General features: G+C 40.2%; 23 protein-coding genes. 20 read left to right on the forward strand and 3 right to left on the reverse strand.

Annotated features, from left to right (window positions below):
* Nucleotides 1–119: 119 nt before the first annotated feature.
* The gene (locus ACWPWY_RS21915; protein ID WP_454193641.1) at nucleotides 120–1,331 is read right to left on the reverse strand and encodes a sugar efflux transporter; all 1,212 of its coding nucleotides are present in this window, start codon (nucleotides 1,329–1,331) and stop codon (nucleotides 120–122) included.
* A gap of 135 nt (nucleotides 1,332–1,466) precedes the next feature.
* Between ACWPWY_RS21915 and ACWPWY_RS21920 the strand changes: the two genes are divergently transcribed.
* From ACWPWY_RS21920 to ACWPWY_RS21955, 8 genes are all read left to right on the forward strand, one after another.
* Nucleotides 1,467–2,345: a helix-turn-helix transcriptional regulator gene (locus tag ACWPWY_RS21920; protein ID WP_454193642.1), complete on the forward strand. Its 879-nt coding sequence runs from the start codon at nucleotides 1,467–1,469 to the stop codon at nucleotides 2,343–2,345.
* A 165-nt stretch (nucleotides 2,346–2,510) separates the two neighbouring features.
* Nucleotides 2,511–3,374 carry an alpha/beta fold hydrolase gene (locus ACWPWY_RS21925; RefSeq protein WP_454193643.1) on the forward strand — a complete coding sequence of 288 codons (864 nt, stop codon included), beginning with the start codon at nucleotides 2,511–2,513 and terminating at the stop codon, nucleotides 3,372–3,374.
* Between the two features lie 145 nt (nucleotides 3,375–3,519).
* Nucleotides 3,520–3,954 carry a MarR family winged helix-turn-helix transcriptional regulator gene (locus ACWPWY_RS21930; RefSeq protein ID WP_454193644.1) on the forward strand — a complete coding sequence of 145 codons (435 nt, stop codon included), beginning with the start codon at nucleotides 3,520–3,522 and terminating at the stop codon, nucleotides 3,952–3,954.
* Nucleotides 3,955–4,160: 206 nt separating this feature from the next.
* Entirely contained in the window at nucleotides 4,161–4,559 is a 399-nt protein-coding gene (locus ACWPWY_RS21935) for a DoxX family protein (RefSeq protein ID WP_454193645.1), read from the forward strand.
* 45 nt (nucleotides 4,560–4,604) lie between these two features.
* Nucleotides 4,605–5,555, forward strand: a complete 951-nt coding sequence (locus ACWPWY_RS21940; protein WP_454193646.1) for a ring-cleaving dioxygenase — start codon at nucleotides 4,605–4,607, stop codon at nucleotides 5,553–5,555.
* Nucleotides 5,556–5,590: 35 nt separating this feature from the next.
* A complete protein-coding gene (locus ACWPWY_RS21945; RefSeq protein WP_454193917.1) occupies nucleotides 5,591–6,202 on the forward strand; it encodes a flavin reductase family protein in 612 nt (203 codons plus the stop codon).
* 235 nt (nucleotides 6,203–6,437) lie between these two features.
* Nucleotides 6,438–7,145, forward strand: a complete 708-nt coding sequence (locus ACWPWY_RS21950; RefSeq protein WP_454193647.1) for a DsbA family oxidoreductase — start codon at nucleotides 6,438–6,440, stop codon at nucleotides 7,143–7,145.
* A gap of 140 nt (nucleotides 7,146–7,285) precedes the next feature.
* On the forward strand, nucleotides 7,286–7,459 hold the full coding sequence (locus tag ACWPWY_RS21955) for a hypothetical protein (RefSeq protein ID WP_454193648.1): 174 nt from the start codon (nucleotides 7,286–7,288) through the stop codon (nucleotides 7,457–7,459).
* Between the two features lie 134 nt (nucleotides 7,460–7,593).
* Here ACWPWY_RS21955 and ACWPWY_RS21960 read toward each other — a convergent pair whose 3' ends face one another.
* Nucleotides 7,594–8,766, reverse strand: coding sequence for a cation:proton antiporter (locus tag ACWPWY_RS21960; RefSeq protein WP_454193649.1), 1,173 nt, complete (start codon nucleotides 8,764–8,766; stop codon nucleotides 7,594–7,596).
* A gap of 405 nt (nucleotides 8,767–9,171) precedes the next feature.
* On the opposite strand from ACWPWY_RS21960, the gene ACWPWY_RS21965 reads away from it, so the two are divergent.
* The 10 genes from ACWPWY_RS21965 to ACWPWY_RS22010 all read left to right on the forward strand — a co-directional run bounded on the left by ACWPWY_RS21965 (nucleotide 9,172) and on the right by ACWPWY_RS22010 (nucleotide 16,754).
* Nucleotides 9,172–9,732, forward strand: coding sequence for a DUF420 domain-containing protein (locus ACWPWY_RS21965; protein ID WP_454193650.1), 561 nt, complete (start codon nucleotides 9,172–9,174; stop codon nucleotides 9,730–9,732).
* Nucleotides 9,733–9,890: 158 nt separating this feature from the next.
* Nucleotides 9,891–10,352 (forward strand): MarR family winged helix-turn-helix transcriptional regulator, encoded by a 462-nt coding sequence (locus ACWPWY_RS21970; RefSeq protein WP_454193651.1) that lies wholly within the window; start codon nucleotides 9,891–9,893, stop codon nucleotides 10,350–10,352.
* Between the two features lie 24 nt (nucleotides 10,353–10,376).
* Nucleotides 10,377–11,015 (forward strand): nitroreductase family protein, encoded by a 639-nt coding sequence (locus ACWPWY_RS21975; protein ID WP_454193652.1) that lies wholly within the window; start codon nucleotides 10,377–10,379, stop codon nucleotides 11,013–11,015.
* 11 nt (nucleotides 11,016–11,026) lie between these two features.
* A complete protein-coding gene (locus ACWPWY_RS21980; RefSeq protein ID WP_454193653.1) occupies nucleotides 11,027–11,323 on the forward strand; it encodes a putative quinol monooxygenase in 297 nt (98 codons plus the stop codon).
* A gap of 298 nt (nucleotides 11,324–11,621) precedes the next feature.
* On the forward strand, nucleotides 11,622–12,572 hold the full coding sequence (locus ACWPWY_RS21985) for an ABC transporter permease (RefSeq protein ID WP_454193654.1): 951 nt from the start codon (nucleotides 11,622–11,624) through the stop codon (nucleotides 12,570–12,572).
* Complete coding sequence (locus tag ACWPWY_RS21990; protein ID WP_454193655.1) at nucleotides 12,565–13,512, forward strand: iron chelate uptake ABC transporter family permease subunit; 948 nt, start codon at nucleotides 12,565–12,567, stop codon at nucleotides 13,510–13,512. Before ACWPWY_RS21985 ends, ACWPWY_RS21990 begins: the two co-directional genes overlap by 8 nt.
* Nucleotides 13,509–14,267: an iron ABC transporter ATP-binding protein gene (locus tag ACWPWY_RS21995; RefSeq protein WP_454193656.1), complete on the forward strand. Its 759-nt coding sequence runs from the start codon at nucleotides 13,509–13,511 to the stop codon at nucleotides 14,265–14,267. Before ACWPWY_RS21990 ends, ACWPWY_RS21995 begins: the two co-directional genes overlap by 4 nt.
* A 47-nt stretch (nucleotides 14,268–14,314) precedes the next feature.
* On the forward strand, nucleotides 14,315–15,325 hold the full coding sequence (locus ACWPWY_RS22000; protein ID WP_454193657.1) for a siderophore ABC transporter substrate-binding protein: 1,011 nt from the start codon (nucleotides 14,315–14,317) through the stop codon (nucleotides 15,323–15,325).
* 157 nt (nucleotides 15,326–15,482) lie between these two features.
* A complete protein-coding gene (locus ACWPWY_RS22005) occupies nucleotides 15,483–16,391 on the forward strand; it encodes an aldo/keto reductase (RefSeq protein ID WP_454193658.1) in 909 nt (302 codons plus the stop codon).
* 36 nt (nucleotides 16,392–16,427) lie between these two features.
* Complete coding sequence (locus tag ACWPWY_RS22010) at nucleotides 16,428–16,754, forward strand: thioredoxin family protein (RefSeq protein ID WP_454193659.1); 327 nt, start codon at nucleotides 16,428–16,430, stop codon at nucleotides 16,752–16,754.
* Nucleotides 16,755–16,825: 71 nt separating this feature from the next.
* Here ACWPWY_RS22010 and bacA read toward each other — a convergent pair whose 3' ends face one another.
* Complete coding sequence (gene bacA, locus ACWPWY_RS22015; RefSeq protein ID WP_454193660.1) at nucleotides 16,826–17,623, reverse strand: undecaprenyl-diphosphate phosphatase; 798 nt, start codon at nucleotides 17,621–17,623, stop codon at nucleotides 16,826–16,828.
* A 192-nt stretch (nucleotides 17,624–17,815) separates the two neighbouring features.
* On the opposite strand from bacA, the gene ACWPWY_RS22020 reads away from it, so the two are divergent.
* Complete coding sequence (locus ACWPWY_RS22020; protein ID WP_454193918.1) at nucleotides 17,816–19,609, forward strand: sensor histidine kinase; 1,794 nt, start codon at nucleotides 17,816–17,818, stop codon at nucleotides 19,607–19,609.
* Nucleotides 19,609–21,165 carry a response regulator transcription factor gene (locus ACWPWY_RS22025; RefSeq protein WP_454193661.1) on the forward strand — a complete coding sequence of 519 codons (1,557 nt, stop codon included), beginning with the start codon at nucleotides 19,609–19,611 and terminating at the stop codon, nucleotides 21,163–21,165. The genes ACWPWY_RS22020 and ACWPWY_RS22025 overlap by 1 nt, the downstream gene beginning before the upstream one ends.
* The last annotated feature ends 183 nt before the right edge of the window (nucleotides 21,166–21,348 follow it).

The raw sequence follows: 21,348 nt of genomic DNA on the forward strand, positions 1-21,348 counted from the left end.
ATATTATAAACTTGTAGTTATAAGAAGTTAAATATAAAATTCTACATAAAAAAGCCCATCCTCCCCTATAAGAGAATGAGCTGGTTATACATATTGGAAAGTTTAGAATTGAGAGCGAATTATACCGCTAATTTCTGTGTCTCATTTTTAGACTGTCGTTCACTTACCACAAGCATGATGGCAGCAGCACCAACAAGTACAAAACAGAGTACGAAAGAATAACGGTAACCTACAATACTGGCTACTCCTCCGCCAACAAGGCTACCTACCAGTCTTCCAATCGTAGATGAATTCGAATAGAGTGTCGATGCATACCCAGGCATGCTTGGTAGCAGATCCTGCATGTAGCTGATGCCGATGGCTGAGATGACCGCAACAAAGAAGGCAAGGAGTAACTGTGCAGCAAGCAGTTGCCACATCTCACCTGAAATGACGACAACGAGATAATAAGCTCCTCCTAGAATAGCGCCATACATCATCAGAATGCGATTACTGTATTTTGAACCTAGCAGACCCAGCATAATCATAAAAGGAATTTCCAAAGCAGCACAAATGCTGCTGACAAGACCGACATCTCTTGTTGTCCCCCCTAGATTGTTAGTAATAAAGAGGGCTGTATTTAGACTGCTCATCCAGTGAGCTATATACAGCAGTGTCAGAATAAGAAAAGGAAGTAAGATTGTTCGATTTTGATGTAGCCGTATACTTTGTGCAGTACTTCCTGTTCCGCTGGTTTTGAGCTCAACGTTTGATTTCAGGAATGCAAAAACGAGAAAAGCGACAAGGAGGAAAATCCCGATCGTTCCTGAGAAAATGCCACTAAAACCAACTGCCTCTAGAAGCAGGGTACCAAATAATGGACCTGTAATAAAACCAAGTGAGAAGGCGGAACGTAAGGTAGAATTAGCAAATGAATGATCGGTAGAATGGCTTTTAGTTACAGCCTCTCTAGCAATCGCAAATAATTGAGGCATTCCCGGTGCACCAAGTGCTGTGAACACGGTCATATATACGAACAGGATCGTAAAATCCTTAATGAGCAAGTATCCACTAAAAGCCAAGGCATTACAGAGAGTCGCAACTATATAAATATGTTTCCGATTTAAACCGAGGTCAGAACGTTTCCCAATAAGTATGCTAACCCAGATCCCGGCAATTAAAGTGACTGCGAGAAAAACACCGAATACTCCTACAGATACCCCGAGTTGCTCTGTAAAATAAATCGATAGAAAGGGTGCACTGAGTGAGATAGCCATACCCTGCAGCAGCATACACAAAAAGAGTAGGGCATAAGAAGGAATAGAAAATAGTCCAATGAGTCTTTTTATCATGATTATAAGTTACTCCTCTATGTTGTTTAGAATTAGATAGTCAATCGCGTTATAGTATACTTGAAAAAGACAATAATAATATATACGGTATTTAACTGAAAACCTCAACTATTTGGCTAAAGGGGTTCATTTTCAATGGATATAAGATTACATGCTTGTTCTTATTCTTTACATAATCGTCCTTTTAAAACATCTTATAATCCACCTCCCTTCTATTTAATTCGGCTTCAGGTGCTGGGCTTTGCAAAAGCGCTAGTTCATGGAGAAATGAAACAAATTTCACCAGGAGATCTTCTCATGTATCGACCAGGGGAACCTTATCATTTAAGGGTAGGAAAAGAAGGGGAGAATACGGAAAGTGGAGACTACTTTTTACTATGTGATGGAAGCTGGATGGATGAATGGTGGAAAAGACATGAGCGTGATACGCTAAAACGAATTCCACTAGACGATCACCTTTTGTATCTATGGCAGCAGCTATCTATCGAACAGCATCGTGTAATTCGGAATAATCAGGAGATCATAGGTCATTTGTTATGTACGTTATTACTAACCATGGATCAAGTAACAATGGACTCCCATCAAAAACAAGGACAGGGTTCCGTTCGAAGTAATGAACTTGTTGTCAAGATGAAGCAATATATTAACGATCATGCACTTCGACCTCTCCGTGTGGAAGAAGTGGCTCATCATGTTGGACTGAGTGTATCGAGAGCTGTGCATCTATTTAAAGAGGTAACGGGTTATACGATCATCGGGTATGCGGGTGAGATCCGTTTGTCACATGCTCTCGAGCGGATTCAGTATACAGAAGCAAGTCTAGAAAGTATTGCATACTCCTGTGGATTCGGTACATATTCTTATTTTCACAAATGTTTTAAAGAAAAAATGGGATGTTCACCAAGTGAGTTCCGTAAACGACCTGGTTTATTTGGAAGAGACGATCAGCACCATGGTACGTTACAGACCATTTCTGGAATTTCGCCGGATGCTTATCGGTTTCTCCGCTCCTAAGTCTATTCAGGATTGCTTCTTTCCTATGTTACATGCTGCGTTTGGATACATCAGACCAAGGGTAAATATACTCACAAGATTAGTTGAGAAACTACGTGATGATAGGGAAAGTCAGAATCGGTAAAATGGAATGAAGTTTATTTATTCCTGTTAGGAGGAGAAACGATGGGACGTTATGTACAAGTCGAAGAAAACGTGAAAATTTACGTGGAAGATATAGGAGAAGGTACTCCCGTTATTTTCCTTCATGGATGGCCGGCTAATTATAAAATGTTTGAATATCAATTTTCTCGCTTACCCGCCAACGGATATCGTTGTATCGGCATTGATTTTCGAGGATTCGGTAATTCAGATGCTCCCTGGGAGAGTTATTCCTATGATCGGCTTGCCGATGATGTGAGGACGGTTATTGATGAGCTCGGGATTACAGGTGCGACATTGTTTGGCTTCTCTATGGGGGGCGCGGTAGCGATAAGATATATGGCCCGTCATAACGGACATGGAGTTAAAAGTCTCGTATTAGCAGGTGCAGCGGCACCCGTGTTTACAAAACGGGACGATTTTGACTACGGAATGGATCCTGAGGAGTTCACCGAACAGATGATTGTTGCTACTTTTGAAGATCGGCCGAAGATGCTTGCTAAATTAGGAATTCAATTCACAAAAACGAAAACAAAAGCAGGAATGATGATTTGGCTCCAATCTCTTTGTTTACAAGCTTCGCATCATGGAACGATTAAGGCAGCTCTGTCTTTACGCGATGAAGATTTACGTCCAGATTTGTCTCAGATCAAGGTGCCTACTGTTATTTTTCATGGAGCGAAAGACAAAATCTGTGAACCGAATCTTGCCAAACTCACAAGTGAAGCAATTGCTGGTTCCAGACTGATTATGTTTGAAGAAAGTGGTCATGCCATGATGTTTGACGAGCAGGCTAAATTTAATGAGGAACTTATGCTATTTTTGAATACGGAGGATTTGCTCCATCGGGGCGAAGATATTGACCATGTGAACACCATGTCGGAATAAAAAGGTGGCCGACTCCTTACATATTTTCATGTAAGGAGTCGGCTTATTTTTTTGAAAAAAAAAGAAGGTTGCATTTTAGATGAAAGGGATGTATATTAATAATATCTTAAATTTAAGATAATTAAGGAGAGAGGAATGAAGGTAAATGATTAATAACTCATTATCATTGAAGTTGTTCGTTATTCTCTCTAAAGCTTATAAGATAATTATGGAACAAGCAGTAAAGGATATGAAGAGACAAGGGCTATCAGAGACTGAATTTGCCATGCTGGAACTTTTGTACCATAAAGGGAAAACCCCGATGCAGCAAATGGGTGAGAAACTGCTGATTACGAGTGGTGGTATTACCTACACTGCGGATAAGCTTGAGATCAAAGGACTTCTAAGAAGGGTTGCTTGTCCGTCTGACCGCAGGGTAACTTACGCAGAGATTACCGAACAGGGAGATGGAATGATGGAGAGAATCTTTCCAGAACACCAGAAAGTAATCGAATCTGCAATGACCGGACTGACGGAGGAAGAAAAGGTAGAGCTAATTGATTTGCTGAAGAAACTTGGCTTATCTGCTCAGTACACTTAGCTATTCATACGTTACATACAGAATGGCCAAAGCGGCTGTTAAACTTGTAGATCACTGTACTGGTGGTTTTGATCAAAGTAACAATCAACAAGGAAGAAGGATCCATTTTTTTACGCAAATATCTTAAAATTAAGATAAATGATTCTAAACAACTGTTGATGAATATATTTCAACACATAAACGAACACAGAAAAGGGGAATTACAAATGGTAGGAACAGGATTACTTATTATTCGCTTGGTGGTAGGACTTATTTTTGCAGCACATGGAGCACAAAAATTATTTGGTTGGTTTGGCGGTTATGGTCCCAAAGGTACAGGGGGATGGATGGAGTCCATTGGAATTAAACCAGGGGTGGCTGCAGCAGTGATGGCAGGGCTTGTTGAATTCGTAGGCGGGATTGCTTTTGCAGCAGGACTGTTTACTCCGGTAGTCGCTGTTCTACTTGCACTTACGATGATTGTAGCCATGATCAAGGTGCACGGAGCAAATGGTTTCTGGGCGACAGATGGTGGTGTTGAGCTTAATGTGATTCTCATGGCTGTGCTGATTGGAGTCGCTCTTACAGGTACAGGACATTACTCTGTTGATGCATTGATTAAGTAATACAAAAAAACAGTGAACTTATATATAGAAGATGAGGTGAACAAGATGAGACAACAAACGGCAGGGATTCATCATATTACCGCTTTCGTATCGGACGCGCAGAAAAATGTGGATTTTTACGCAGGGGTTCTTGGACTACGACTTGTAAAAAAGACAATTAACTTTGATGCTCCTGATGTGTATCATCTCTATTTTGGTAATGAACAAGGGAGTCCGGGCACGGTTATCACCTTCTTCCCGTTCCCTACGGGACGTAAAGGAACAATAGGCGGAGGTCAGGTTGGCTGGACAACGTATGCAGTGCCTGTCGGTTCACTTGAGTTCTGGAAGGAACGATTGAAAAAGTTCGGTATTTCATTTACCCTGGTAGAACGTTTTTCAGAAATATATGTTCAGTTTCGAGATGTGGATGGACTACAGCTTGAACTTGTAGAGAGAGCAGAAGGACCTGCTAGCCAGTGGACCTTTGGCGGAGTACCTCCTGAGAAAGCAATTAAAGGTTTCGGCGGGGCTTTGCTCTACAGCACAGATCCAGAGAAAACGATGAAGACTCTCGAGAATACGCTCGGACTTACGAAAGTAGGTGAAGATAAAGGTACGGTTCGTTTCCGCTCAACGGGAAATCTAGGCAATTTGATTGATGTAAGCAAGACACAGGTTGCACCGGGGAGAAACGGTATTGGGATCGTTCACCATATTGCCTGGAGAGCAGCGAATGAAGCAGATCATCTCCGCTGGAGTACTGCGGTAAAAGGGGATGGTTTTGAGCTCACTCCTGTGAAGGATCGCAATTATTTTAAAGCGTTGTATTTCCGGGAACAAGGGGGGATTCTGTTCGAGATTGCTACAGATCCTCCTGGATTTACTGTGGATGAGCCTGAAGCAGAGCTAGGTAAGCGTTTAATGCTGCCAGAATGGTATGAGAATAAACGCACTGCGCTTGAACAGAATCTTGTCCCCATTGTTGTTCGTGTGCTGGATCAGGATCAGATATAAATACAAAAGGAGCTGATTTTCAAATGGACATGTCTATGCGAACGATTGATCCTCTTACACAGACAGAAAGAGAAAATTACAAACTTCTCACAGGAAGTATCATTCCGAGACCGGTGGCTTTTGTAACGACTTTATCGGAGGAGGGAACGATCAATGGAGCTCCTTTTAGCTATTTCAATATCGTAACGGCGGATCCTCCGATGATCTCGATCTCGGTGCAACGGAAAAATGGGCACCCAAAAGACACGACACGTAATGTAGTGCACCAAAAAGAGTTTGTCGTTCATATCACCGACGAGATGAATGTCGATAAGATTAACCAGACTGCGGAGAGTTTACCTCCTTCCGAAAGTGAGATTGAAAAGGCCGGACTCACTGTGGTTCCTAGTGAAATAATACAAGTACCTGGAGTAAAAGATGCGAAATTCCGTATGGAGTGTGTACTTGAAGTAGCTTATCCCTTAGGAGGAACAGAGAATGCTCCGGCCTGTGATTTAATCATCGGCCGGGTTGTCCGTTTTCATGTAGCTGATTCCTTAATCGATCATGGCCGAATCGATGCGAATGAACTTAAACCGGTTAGCCGACTAGCAGGGAATAATTACTCGAAGCTGGGTCAACTGTTTTCGCTAGAGCGCCCTGAATAAAAGAATTTCGTTCTATTTTATACCATTAATTTACTGTTACTGATTATGGTTAACTAATATTCTATAGCAACTATATTGTAGTATTTAATGCTCTGAAATATTCAAAGGATAAGTTGTATTATTCACGAAATAAACTAATGAAAATAGCTCTATTATGAATTTATATAATATATGCGAAATAATTAATTAAATAAGTTACAATAAGTGAGTAACAATATTTTCGGGAGGGTGTAAAATGAAAATCGAAATTTGGTCGGACTATATGTGTCCTTTTTGCTATATTGGAAAACGTCGCTTTGAAGAAGCTTTGGAGTCGTTTCCTCATAAAAATCAAGTTGAAGTCATCTACCGTAGTTATGAACTGAATCCAAACGAACCACGCGACACGGATGAGACAACTTACGACAGTCTTGCGAAAAAGTACGGAATGTCTGTTCAAGAGGCAAAATCAATGACAGAAAATGTCGTAGAGCAAGCGCGTACCGTTGGACTGAACTATAAATTTGACGGTATAAAACCAACCAATTCGTTTGATGCACACCGTCTAACTCATTATGCAGCAGAGCGGGGAAAAGCAAGTGAGATGACAGAATCACTTTTCTCCGCTTATTTTGAAAAAGGCGAACATATTGGCAACAGAGAAGTTCTCATTCGTCTTGCTGGAGAAGTTGGAATGGATACGAAACAGGTGAAGAAAATCCTGGAAGAATCGACCTATGCTGAAGAAGTACGCAGAGATGAGAAACAAGGTGCTGATCTTGGGATTCAAGGCGTTCCTTTCTTTGTAATTGATCGTAAATATGGTATATCAGGTGCTCAGCCACTTCAAGTATTTACAGATGCATTGACGCAAGCTTGGTCTGAGTCGCAGCCACTAAAAGTCTTTGGAGGCAGTGACGATGCTTTATGTACGGATGATTCTTGTGGTTTACCTGGCAAATAAAAAGCAATCATAACCCTTAAAATGAATGTCTTGCAGTTTCTGCGAGGCATTTTTTTGTTTTTATCAACAGGGAGTCATAAAAATTGATAACGCTTACTATATATGAAGAGAAGAAATGAACAAAGAGGAGGTTTACTTAGGTGGAGAAATACAAGAGCTCTATTCCGCTGGGTGTGATTTTGTGTCGGGACTGTTATAGTGAGCTCGGTGTGCAGGAAACAGACCGTGTCCAGATTTTCTACTCATCTTGCGGTTCAGTTCATTGCAAAGAAGCAAGGCTGAATTCGGAGTACGAACAATATATGGACGAATAATGAATTTATTTCACTCTTACTCTTATATAGGTAGATGATGATACAGGGTACCAGGTAATACCCAACATAAAAATTGAAACAGGCTTATACATCCCTTATTTACTGGGTGTATAAGCCTGTTTATTTATATATACTTAGCTGTTGTTCTCTAAGTTAGCTTCCTTCTTATTTGAGAACATAATTTTAAGAAGCGGTGGTGTTACTAGGGTGGTGACAATGACCATAATGATCAGTGAGGTGTAATATTCAGGATCAAGCAGTCCTGCTGCAAGACCTGTACCTGCGATGATTAAAGCTACTTCTCCTCGAGATATCATACCAGCACCGATGGAAAAAGAGGAACGTCCATTAAATCCAGTCAGACGTGCACCCAAAGCTCCACCCAGCAGTTTCGTCAAAATGGCAATGATACTAATTACGATAATGAATCCGATCTGAGATCCGACGCCTTCAAAGTCGACATTTAGTCCAATACTTACAAAGAACACCGGTACAAACAAACTGTAAGCGATCGGTTCAAGCTTACTTTCAACCGTATGTTTAAATTCTGTTTGTGAAATTGCAATACCTGCGGCAAATGCACCAATAATACCTGCTATCCCCATCCATTCAGCAAAATAGGAAAAAGCGAGTGCAATAATGATTCCGCCAGAAATCACGGTTTCCGTTACTCTAAGTTTAGCGAACCATTTCATCACCACGGGTACTACCCAGATCGATGCAGCAATGATGACTGCGAAGAAGAGAACTTTTTTACCAATCAGAGTACCAATACTTACGCTTTCTCCACTTGTTCCGAGGACACTCATCATGATTGCCAGCAAGACGACAACTAGAATATCATCAACAACAGCGGCTCCAAGAATCGTAGTACCCTCTTTCGAACTTAGTTGGTTCATTTCTTTTAGCGTCTGTACAGATATACTTACGGATGTAGCACAGAACAGCAGGCCGAAGAAAAGGGCATGATGATTCTCCATACCGAAGCTCAGTGCTGCCCCATATCCCCCGAAGAATGGTAAGATAACCCCGCCTACGGCAACGGCTAAAGCAGCTTTCCAGTTCCTACGAAGCTGATCCAAATCTGTTTCCAGACCTGCAATGAACATAAGAACAAGTACGCCAATTTCGGAGAATTCATGGATAAACGACGTCTGTTGGACCCAGCCAAGGATCGCCGGTCCGAGAATGACCCCCGCTATTAATTCACCAAGGACAGAAGGCTGTCCCAATTTGACCGATAGATGACCTGCAATTTTGGTGAAGATAAGAATGAGCACGAGGTGTAAAATAAAAATAAAATCCATCGTTGTTCCCCTTTCGAAGTAGGTTTATATTGTCCGCATGTGAGGAGTTTTTTATGTTTGCACACAAAAAAAGCCTATTTACGCAAGATCCCCATAAATACGCCTGAAAATAGACAGAAGGGGGCCTTGTGTGGCAGACTCCTCCTGTGAACAATATATGTAATTGTGTTTTGCTTTACATTTCTCTTTGTATTGTACATTTTTTTATATCAAATGGAAAGGGGAATCCTTATCCATTCCTCGAATCAAACTTTTCGTATAATGATAAAATGTATTTTATTAGTGCGGAAAGGTTCAAAAAAGATACGCTGGAATAAAGTTCAGAGTGTTGTCACTTAACAATTCCCTGTGATGAAGCTTATAATTGAAGTTAGGATTTACCTATAGAGGAGGATAACGTTCGTTATGAGCAAAGGTATTAAAGAGAGTGACTACGTCCCGACGACGAAGAAGAACTTTGCGGGAATAATTATTAGCTTTTCATTGATTGCCAATGTTATTATATTGCTGCTCTTTTTTGCGCCAGTAGGTTATAACGGTGAAGTGCATTTTGATTATACAATACTTCCACGAATTAACGCAGTATTGAACAGTTTCACTTTTATCTTTTTGCTAGCAGCACTTATTGCTATTCTGAAGAAAAATGTGAAGATTCATAAACGATTTGTAATCGCGGCATTTGTTTCTACCTTGTTATTTTTAGTAACCTATCTTACCTTTCATTATATTTCCCCTGAGACATCAAAGTTTGGAGGAGAAGGATTTATTCGTCCTGTCTACTTTACCATTTTGATCACGCATAGCTTTTTAGCTGCTGTCATTGTGCCGCTTGCGCTTTTCTCACTCGTATGGGGCTGGACAATGCAGGTGGAAAAACACCGTAAAATTGCTCGCCGGCGCCCCCAGCTATATCTAAGCGTAAGGGGTCGTCGGCAGCGTCAGATATATATAAGAGACAGTCTATAGTCTCTTAAATGTAATTATGAAATTATAAGTTCCATAAAAGGATAAAAGGCCGTAATGTCTCTTTTCACCGAGATATTTCGGCCTTTTTTGCAAAAAAACTTGCATTTTAAGAAAATAAGGTATATCATTGACCCATCAACCATTGAGGAGTCAATGATTTGAAGGAGGTCTTTACCATCTCTACATGTCGTACGGAAGACCTATTGTATTTGTTTATGCATCTTAATAAACACATCGCTACCCGGTTTGAACGCTGCGCGGGTGTGAGTCCTAATCGGCTTGAACTTTTATGTAAACTGACGGGTGGAGAAATCAGTCAATCGGATTTACAGAAAGCAGTATCGATTGATCCTGCTGCAGTGACACGTCATGTTCAGCAACTGGAGGCGGAAGGAATGCTACACCGCACTAGAAGTGAGAATGACAACCGGATTACGTTAGTTCAGCTGACGGAAGAAGGAAAAAACAAAGTAGCAACTTTTAAAGCAGAAAAAGAAAGGTTCATGGAGGAACTGCAAACAGACCTCACTGAATCGGAGCGTCTTCAGTTTATTGAAACCTTAAAGAAGCTGAACAACCAGATCCACCAAATGAAAGATCCCAAAAAGACGAATAAGTGATATAGATAAAAGGAGCGTAAAACCATGACTGTAAATACTAAAATTAAAGATTACAACGAAGTAATTTCCACCCGCCGTTCGGTGCGAGTGTACGACCCTTCGGTTAAAATCAGCCGTGAAGAAATGACAGAAATTTTGGAGGAAGCAACACTCGCGCCATCTTCTGTTAACCTTCAACCATGGAGATTTCTAGTTATTGATAGCCCAGAAGGCAAAGCAACACTTGAAGAGTTGGCACCAGGAAACTTAAACCAAGTAAAAACTTCATCTGCAGTCATTGCTGTATTTGGAGATATGAATGCATTTGATAATGCAGATGACATTATGAGCAGTGCAGTAGAACGCGGATTTCTTTCACAAGAGATGAAGGAACAGGTTTTGGCGAACTACACCGAATTATTCGGACGTGTTTCACCAGAGGCATTCCGCGAAATGATCGTAATTGACTCCGGATTGGTTTCCATGCAGTTCATGCTTTCGGCTCGTGCTCACGGATATGATACAAACCCTATTGGTGGTTATGATAAATCGCGAATTGCAGAAGCATTTGGAATGGATAAAGATCGTTATGTACCTGTCATGTTGATCTCAATTGGTAAAGCAGCTAAAGAAGCACGTAAATCAACGCGTCTGCCTATAGACCGTGTTGCACAGTGGAAGTGAGGATGATACCTATGATTATTATTCATGCAGAAATGAAAGTGAACCATGCTGTAGAGTCTGAATTTCTTGAATCGGTAAAAGAATTAGTCGAGGCATCTCGCGCTGAAGAAGGCAATGTTTCATACAAACTTTTTAAAGATACAGAGCAAGAGAACACGTTTCTAATGATCGAAGAATGGAAAGATCAGGAGGCTGTAGCTTCTCACAATACGAGTGCTCATTTCCAGGCATTTGTTGCTAAAGCTCCCAAATATCTGACGGCTCCACTGAATGTTCAAGCTTATGCAGGTCAGCTTATCAGTAAATAATTTATTGACTTAAGAAGATAGAAAGAAAAGGTCAATTCATCATAAGATTCGCTTTGACGGCGAAGAAACTAGTTAAATCTAGTTTCTTCGCCATTTTTTTGTTGAGCAAATTTATTGGGGTATAGCATTGACAGAAGAGAATGAGATGATACAATGTAACTTGTGTCCAACTGATAATGAATATCATTATCTGAGGCAATAAATACCAGAGTTTCCTACATAATGATTCATCCGTTTTTTTCAGATGTAAGTAGTAATCCTATCCTCCTGAATAAACGGAGAAGAGGAAGGAACGGTCATGAAGAAGCGATACTTATTTATTCTACTTTTCATCTTATCCCTTCTTTCCGTTTTTATCGGAGTAAAGGATATCCAGCCTTGGCATTTGCTGCAATTAGATGAGATCCAGAAGCAGATTTTACTGGAAAGCCGATTACCAAGGCTTGCAAGTCTACTGATTGCAGGGATCAGCATGAGTATATGCGGACTTATTATGCAACAGATTACACGCAACAAATTTGTCTCTCCAACCACAGCGGGAACAGAAGATTCAGCTAAACTCGGCATTTTGGTGTCCATGTTGCTGTTCGCTACTGCTCCTCCGTTAGTGAAGATGCTTATTGCTTTTGTATTTGCACTGGCAGGGACATTTATATTTACCAAGATTCTAGAGAGAGTTAAATTCAGAGATACGATATTTATTCCGCTCGTGGGAATCATGTTTGGTAATATTGTGGGTTCGATCACTACTTTTTTTGCATACAAACACGATCTGATCCAAAATATTTCCTCTTGGCTGCAAGGAGATTTCTCCATGATCATCTCTGGCCAATATGAGCTCATCTATATCAGTATACCGCTTGTCATTATCGCTTACTTTTATGCGAACAAGTTTACGGTAGCGGGTATGGGAGAGGAATTCGCTGTCAATCTCGGTCTTAACTATAAGTGGATTGTCAATATCGGTCTTATCATCGTTGCGATGGTTACCTCTGTCGTTATTCTGACGGCAGGTATGATCCCTTTTCTTGGTCTGATCATTCCTAACATCGTGAGTATGTATATGGGTGATAACCTTAAGAAAAGTCTCTCTCACACTGCTTTAGTGGGTGCAATTTTCGTATTGATCTGCGATATCCTGGGTCGGATCATTATATACCCATATGAGATACCGATCGGTTTAACGGTTGGCGTGCTCGGCAGTATCATCTTTATTTTCTTGCTGATGAGGAGAAAGGCCTATGAATAACAAGACTAAGATTACACTTCTCGCTGCTCTAGCTGTTGCTCTTATTGGAATCTTTGTCTTTGTCGATCTAGGCAGTAGCTGGCGTTATGTTCTTCCTAGAAGAGCAATGAAGATTCTCGCTATTGTGATAACAGGAAGCGCCATTGCGTTCTCATCCATGATATTCCAGACCGTCACGAACAACCGGATTTTAACACCAAGCGTGCTGGGGCTCGATTCACTTTATATGCTTATCCAAACCTTTATTATTTTTATGTATGGATCAGCACAAGTATCTTCCCTTAGCAAAAATATGAATTTTGTTATATCGGTAGGTCTTATGGTGATGTTTGCAGGGGTCTTGTATAAACTGCTGTTCAAACGTGAAGGAAGAAATCTATTCTTCTTGCTCCTCATCGGTTTAGTTATGGGAACGTTATTCCAGAGTATGTCGACCTTCATGCAGGTTATTATGGACCCGAATGAGTTTTTAATTGTGCAGGATCGCATGTTCGCAAGCTTTAATAACGTGAATACTGATCTTGTCATTGTATCGATTATTGCCTTTGTCGCAATTGGTGTTTATTTTACAAGATACAGTAAGTATATGGATGTCATGTCGCTAGGACGGGAACATGCCGTTAATCTGGGAGTTCCTTATAATCTGGTTGTACGGCGGATGCTGATCATTGTTGTGATTCTTGTATCTGTCTCTACAGCACTTGTAGGACCCATTACTTTCCTAGGACTTCTTGTCGTCAATGTAACTTATCAAATGTTTAAGACTTATCAGCACAAAGTAATGATTCCAGCAGCGATGCTAATCAGTATTAGTGCGCTCGTAGGCGGTCAGATGATTGTTGAGCGAGTCTTTACTTTTTCAACAACACTAAGTGTCATCATTAATTTTATCGGCGGGGTTTACTTTATTTATCTGCTACTTAAGGAGAATAAATCGTGATAGATGTGAAAGAGGTATCCAAACTATACGGTAACAAGTATGTGGTGGAGAATATAACTACCAACATCAAAAAGGGGAAAATCACTTCTTTTATCGGGCCTAACGGTGCGGGAAAGAGTACCTTGTTGTCTATGGTAAGTAGGCTCATAAGCAAAGATCACGGTGAAATCTTCATTGATGGAATGGATGTAAGCAAGTCTAAAAGTGGAGACCTTGCAAAGAAAATAGCAATTCTCAAGCAATCCAACCACATAAATGTAAGACTAACAATACGTGATTTGGTTAGTTTTGGCCGGTTTCCTTACTCTCAAGGCAAGCTAACAAAAGAAGATTGGGCATTTGTTGATGAGGCTATCGAATACATGGAACTTCAGGATATGCAGCACAAATTTTTGGATCAGCTGAGTGGAGGCCAGAACCAAAGAGCCTTTATCGCCATGGTTATCGCCCAAAACACGGATTATATTTTGCTGGATGAGCCGCTGAATAATCTGGATATGAAACATTCAGTTCAGATCATGAAAGTACTGCGGAAACTTGCAGATGAACTGGGTAAGACGGTTGTCATTGTTATCCATGATATCAATTTCGCATCCTGTTACTCAGATTACATCGTAGCACTAAAGGATGGCCAAATCGTAAAAGAAGGTCCGACGGATGAAATTATTGATCCTGTTGTTCTGAAAGAAATCTATGAGATGGATATCCCTGTCCAGGTCATTGATGGGAACAAAATTTGCGTATACTTCAAGTAAAAAATATATTGTTCACTATTAACCAAATAATATACGAGGTGATTCTAATGAAAAAATTCAAGTTATCTTCTATTTTGACACTGGTTATGGTTATGATGCTTACGGTAGTACTGGCAGCTTGCGGCAGTAACTCCAAAGAAGCAGAAGGCGGAGCTGAGACGAACGCAGCGGCTGGCAGTAATGGAACAGCAGAACAAGCACAAAACTCGGAAGTAACGATTACTCATAAACTGGGTGAAACTACACTTGAGACCAATCCTGAGAAAATCGTTGTTTTCGATATGGGAATTCTCGATTCTCTCGACAAATTGGGTATTGAAGTTACGGGGGTTCCACAAGTGAACATTCCTTCTTACCTAGAAAAATATAAAGATTCCAAATATGAGAATGTAGGAAGCTTAAAAGAACCGGATTTCGAAAAAATTGCAGAAATCAGCCCTGACCTGATCATTATCTCTGGTCGTCAGTCCGATTCTTACGAAGAACTTAGCAAAATCGGAAAAACCATTTATCTTGGAGTAGATACAACTCGCTACATGGATTCTTACAAAGAAAACATGCAAGTTCTTGGACAAATTTTCAACAAAACAGATGAAGTAAATACAGAGATTGCGAAAGTTGAAGATGAAATTAAAGCACTAAATGAAAAAGTAACAGCAAGCGGTAAAAATGCCCTGATCATCCTTGCTAATGAAGGTAAAATCAGTGCGTACGGTACAGGTTCCCGTTTTGGAATTATCCATGATGTGTTTGGTTTCAAACCAGTAGATGAAGCGATTGAAGTTTCTACACATGGTCAAAGCGTCTCGTTTGAGTACATTGTAGAGAAAGATCCAGACTACCTGTTTGTTGTCGACCGCGGTGTGGTTGTTTCATCGGATGAAAAAGCAGCTTCTTCTGCTAAGGATTTGGTTGAAAACAGCTTGGTGAAAAATACGAAAGCATATAAAGAAGGTCACATTGTTTATCTAGATGCTAACTACTGGTACTTGTCCGGTGGAGGTCTTACTTCTGTATCTGGAATGGTAAAAGAAGTAAGTGCTGCATTTGAAGAATAATAACAAAAAATAATAGTTGATGATGAATGCGCAAAGGGTACAGGTAAAGGAAGGTTTACCTTCTACCCTCTGCGTATTTTTGTGTTCTTTACTCTTCATGCTACAATACTAATATTGTCATCTTATCTTTATTTCAAAATTGGAAGGAGGTCTCACAGTGAAGATAAATAGGCTTGGTTCATCTGATTTAATGGTAAGTGAAATTGGACTCGGATGCATGTCACTAGGAATAGATGAGAAGGTAGCGATCCCGCTCATACATGAAGCAATTGCTCATGGCGTTAATTTTCTGGATACGGCTGATATTTACGATGATGGACGTAATGAAGAACTGGTGGGGAAGGCGCTCAAAGGGCGCAGACAAGATGTGATCATCGCTACGAAAGTAGGTAACAGGCGTTTGGCTGGTCAAGAGGGACTACGCTGGGATCCGAGTAAACAGCATATTAAGAACGCTGTAAAAGATAGTTTACGCAGGCTTCAGACTGATTACATTGATCTATATCAGCTGCATGGCGGTACTATGGAAGATCATATAGAAGAAACGATTGAGGCCTTTGAGGAACTAAAGCAAGCCGGACTCATCCGGTATTATGGAATTTCGTCTATACGTCCAAATGTGATCCGGGAGTATACCCAGCATTCTTCGATCGTAAGTGTGATGAATCAGTACAGTTTACTGGATCGTCGCGGAGAGGAAGAGGTGTTTCCTTCTCTTCATGAACATGGTATAAGTGTCATAGCGAGGGGGCCGGTGGCTGGTGGAGCACTAGCAGATGGTAGAGATGATAAAGCTCTAAAAGGGTATCTTGATTATACACCTGAACAAATCAAAGAGATTCGCAAAAAGTTAGCAGCATTTGTTACAGAAGAACGGAGTATGTCCCAGCTAGCTATTCGATATGCGCTCTCTCACCCGGCTGTTGCTACTGTCATTCCTGGTGCTAGCTCGAGGGAGCAATTGCTCAGTAATATCGGGGCTTCAATGACAGAGCCACTAACCGATAAAGAAAATGATAAGCTTAAAAGATTGACTAGAGCCAATCAATATACACAGCATTTATAATATGATCCTATAGGTTAAGAAAAGAGGGAAAAAGATATGGAACGAATTCAAAGTGAAGAACAATACCAGGATTTAATTAACGGTGATCGTCTGACGGTTATTAAATTTGATACGAACTGGTGCCCAGACTGTAAAAATCTAGACCGTTTTATCGGTGATGTAATAGACAAGCATCAAGACAAACAATTTTTCGCTCTAGATGCTGAGAAATTCCTGACGATTGCGGAACAAAATCAAGTACGCGGTATTCCAAGCTTGCTTGTCTTCAAAGATGGGGAGAAAATTGCGCATTTGCATAGTAAATGGGCGAAAACACCAACCCAAATCTCTGATTACTTGGAGACTTTGGAATCGAAACAGTAATGTAAGATGACGGAAAATGAAAAAGGAGCTTTTCCTAAGCTGATCAGCAGCAAAAGGAGAGGCTCCTATTTTTATAAGATGATAAACAAGAGAACAAGGGCAAGGCCAAAACGGTAATATGCAAAGGTGGAAAGTTTCCATTTTTTCAAAAGGGAAAGGAATGTTTTAATCGCCAGCATACCGACACAGAAAGAAGTCAGAAGCCCGATTGTAAAATAAGGGATATCTTTTACCGATAGAATGTCTGCACTTTTCCATAAGTCGAGGGCGGTAGCTCCAAACATAATAGGCACAGAAACAAGAAAAGTGAATTCAGCCGCTGCCGTATGACTGACTCTTGCAAGAAGTCCGCCTGAAATCGTGGAACCGGAACGAGAGAACCCTGGCCAAAGCGCTAAAATTTGAAAGAGCCCAATCATAAATGCTTGTTTGTAGGTGATATCATCTACTGTTTGTGCTATCGGTTTCTTGTGCCATTTTTCTGCTGCAATCATAAGCAGACCGCCGGCAATGAGGCTGTAAACAACAGTGGTTGGACCAAATAAATATTGTTTTATAACATCACGAAACAGTACCGCAGTAATAGAAGCAGGTATCATCGCTAGAAAGATGTGAAGCAGGTTCAAACGAGGCATCACACGATCACCCGGTTTGACGGTGAAAAAACCGACAAAGGTTCTCCAGTAAAGAACGACGACAGCAAGTACAGCCCCAAGCTGAACAACAACTTCGAATGTTTTGACATTTTCCTGATCCGTAGAGAGTCCGAGCAAGTGAGCTGTGATAATCATATGACCCGTCGACGAAACAGGAAGAAACTCAGTCAGCCCTTCCACAATTCCCATTATAATTGATGAAAAAATATCCATTGCTTGTCCCCTTTCCCATCGGTAAATTAGCAATCGGGAGAGATTCTATACTCATCAATATATAGTACTCATCAGTTTGTCCTGTAAGAACTAAAGAAATATGTATTTATTTGTCGAGAATGAACAATCCGGACATTACATTTTATGATAAAATAAGTAGTATCGATGTGTAAGCGCTTATATAGATCTGGGGTGTGGAGATTGCTGTCAAAGATTGTACGGCGTACGAATGATTTAAAGCTTAAACATAAGCTTGTCATCAGCTATGTGCTTGTCGTCATGATTCCCGTACTCATCATAGGTGTAGGGGTGACCTACTATTTCAGACAGCAGGCGATGGATCAGGCAATACAGCAGGCAGAAAACAATGTAGAGCGTATCAAAAATCAGACCATGACGCTGCTTCGAGTACCTATGGATATTTCTAATCTGCTTATGTTTAATAGCCAGATAAAAGAAATCGCGAACACCCAGTTTGCGAATATGCTGGAGCTGACACGAAGTTATCACTCTTTTACCTTGTTTAACGATTATTTACAGCAATATAGAGAATTATATGGGATTCGCTTTTTCTCTTTTAACTCAACCTTGGTTAATAATTATGAATTTATCCCTGTTGATGCTCAGATCGAGAGTGCTTCTTGGTTTAAGAAAGCAATGGAATCGACGAGTATAGGTTGGTTCTATATTCCGAATTCAGAAGATTATCCGGCAGGTACATTGAGTCTTGTGCGAGGCGTTCAATTTCCTGAATATCAGAGCCGAGGAGTGCTCATGGTACTCATTAACCGAGATGAACTCAATAATATGCTGAGCCAGGAACCTTTTAATACGATGATTGTAGACAGTCAGGGATATATTGTCGCTGCAAAAGATACGAAACTTGTAGGGTCTACTTTTGAGTCTCTGAATATGGGTGTTGATCTTCGATCTCAAAAAAAAGGACTTATTGAAGCGAACGTGTATGATGAACCTTCGAACATTATTGTCGATGAAATGATCCCATCTTCGAGTATGAATGGTTTTCAAATCGTATCTATTTTTTCGAAGGAAAGTATAGTAACCAACGCAAAGCAAATCAGTCAAATTGGGATGCTGTTTATTATTCTTGTGCTCTTTGTCGCGATGGCTCTTGTATACGTTATATCGCTGCTTACGACCAATCGTTTACTGCGTCTCAGCAGGCAGCTTAATCGATTAGCACTAGGAGATTTAAAGGTTGTATCACAAGTAGATGGTAATGATGAAATCGGTCAATTATCAAGACAGTTTAATCATATGGTGTCGAGTATTAATGGGCTTATGGAACAAGTTGTGGAGACAAGTGAGCAGAACAATCGGCTTGCGATCGCCCAAAAGGAAATTAAACTTAAAATGATGGCCAGTCAAATCAATCCTCATTTTTTGTTTAATGCACTAGAGTCTATTCGAATGAAAGCACATATTAAAGGAGAAGCAGAAATTGCGAATATTGTACGTTTACTAGGTAAACTCATCCGTAAAAGTCTTGAAATCGGTAGTGGTAAAACTACGATTAAAGCAGAAATGGAAATGGTTCGATCCTATTTACAAATTCAAAAGTTTCGCTATGAAGACCGGCTTGATTTTGAACTTACCATCCAAGAAGGAATAGAAAAAGAACAAATACCGCCGCTTATTATTCAGCCGCTTGTAGAAAATGCGATTGTGCACGGTTTGGAGAATCAAGAAGAAGGAGTTAGAGTAGAGGTCACTATTTATGAAGAAAATGACCTCGTTCATTTTACAGTCCAAGATAATGGATCGGGCATTCGCCCAGAACGATTGAAGGAAGTAGTCACGTCTATAACGGGCTCTGATGAACAAGAGAAAAGTAGAATTGGTCTGCGGAATGTACATCAGCGTCTAACTTTGTCCTATGGGGAAGAGCATGGTCTAATCATATCCAGTGAGCCCGGAAAAGGTACAAAAATTGTCTTTACGGTTCCTAAAGGAGGCAGCAAATAATGTATAGCGTATTAATAGTTGATGATGAACCTATGATTAGAGAAGGGCTCAAAACGATTATTAACTGGGAAGAAGAGGGCTATACGGTGATAGATACCGCTTCTAACGGAAGAGAAGCTATTGAAAAGCATCATCATTTGAACCCGGACCTTACGATATTAGACATCCGTATGCCAGGTCTTACTGGACTTGAAGTGATCGAACATCTCCGCAGAGAAGGGAAAAAGGGTCAATTTCTTATCCTAAGTGGACATGCAGATTTTGATTATGCCAAAAAAGCGATCAGTTTTGGTGTAGGCGGCTACTTATTAAAACCAGTAGATGAAGAAGAAATGGTGGAAGAACTGGAGCGTATTAAAGCACGTCTAGATAAAGAACAAAGTGTAAAGCAGCGCAATACGAATGAAGATTTTTTTTATCGTGAACATGTAATTGAGTCTATACTACATGGTGGACAAGTGTGGGCCGCAGAAGATATGAAAAAATATGATTTATATTGGCCTTCCTATCAGGTAGTCCTTATAGAAGTATTTAATGAGTCTTCTACTCACATGAGTGCAGAAATAAAGAAGGATATGACAGATCTGCTTGCTTCATCGAAGAGAGGGATTGTTTTTACAGCAGGAAAGTACATTGGCTGTTTGCTTAAAACACCTCTGCTTACGAGTGAAGACCAGCATCGCTTTTATGATGAAACCGTTATGACTCTTAAGAGATTCTCAAGCCCTGTGTATATAGCAGCGGGGACGGGTGTGTTACATATTGAAGAGATGAAGACATCATATAATGAAGCTCTGCACCTACTTGAAGATCGATTCTTTTTTAGTAAACAATCGGTTTTGATGAGAAGAGAAGATTATCGGCTAAGTATGCACATAGAAGAAAGAGAAGAAGAATTACAAGGACTAGACGAAGATAAGATCACAGATACACTCTACTATGCTCTAGACATACGAAGTAAAGATTTATTATCACGTGTCCTAGATCAATTCCAGCAGTGGGTGTTGACGGAGGACTACACGGAACATGAGATCAAGAACAAGATTACTAAAATTGCTGCGGTTGCTTTGAACAAGCTTTCTCTAGTGAATTCCGAGACGAAACTCATTGCGACAGAACATACAGCTATGTTATCGGCATTATATCAACAGCCAACGCTCATTGCGCTTTTGGATACATTGCAACTTCAATTCTCGGAATTGATTCAGCAGCTTGGTGTAAATAGTAAAGATACCGTAATCAAACAGATGATTGATTTTATAAAAAGGAATCCAGGCGATCATCTCAAACTGGAGGTTCTTGCTGAAGTTTTTAATTATAACAGCAGTTATTTGGGGAAATTGTTCAAAAATTATACGGGTGAGTCCTTTAATGTATTCTTAGATAAGGTTCGTATGGAGAAAGCAAAGTCGCTACTTGAAGAAGGACTAAAAGTCCATCAAGTATCAGACCAAATCGGTTATGCTAACGTAGATTATTTCCATACCAAATTCAAAAAATATATGGGTATTTCTCCTTCAGCTTATCGAGATCAGTATAAACAGAGTCAAAAGTAGACGCATCATTTCATACTCTTTTACGAAAACGTTTTACATAAAGTATAAATTTCTTGATTTCCTCTATCTTTAATAGAAAAGGTTTATTTTTTAGACATTCTGCACAATGGGAATTGGGAATATATCTAATTTTTATATGATTTTCTCTGAAATTCATTGGGTATTGATCCGCAATATCTTGGA

Source organism: Paenibacillus sp. Marseille-Q7038, from assembly GCF_965111595.1.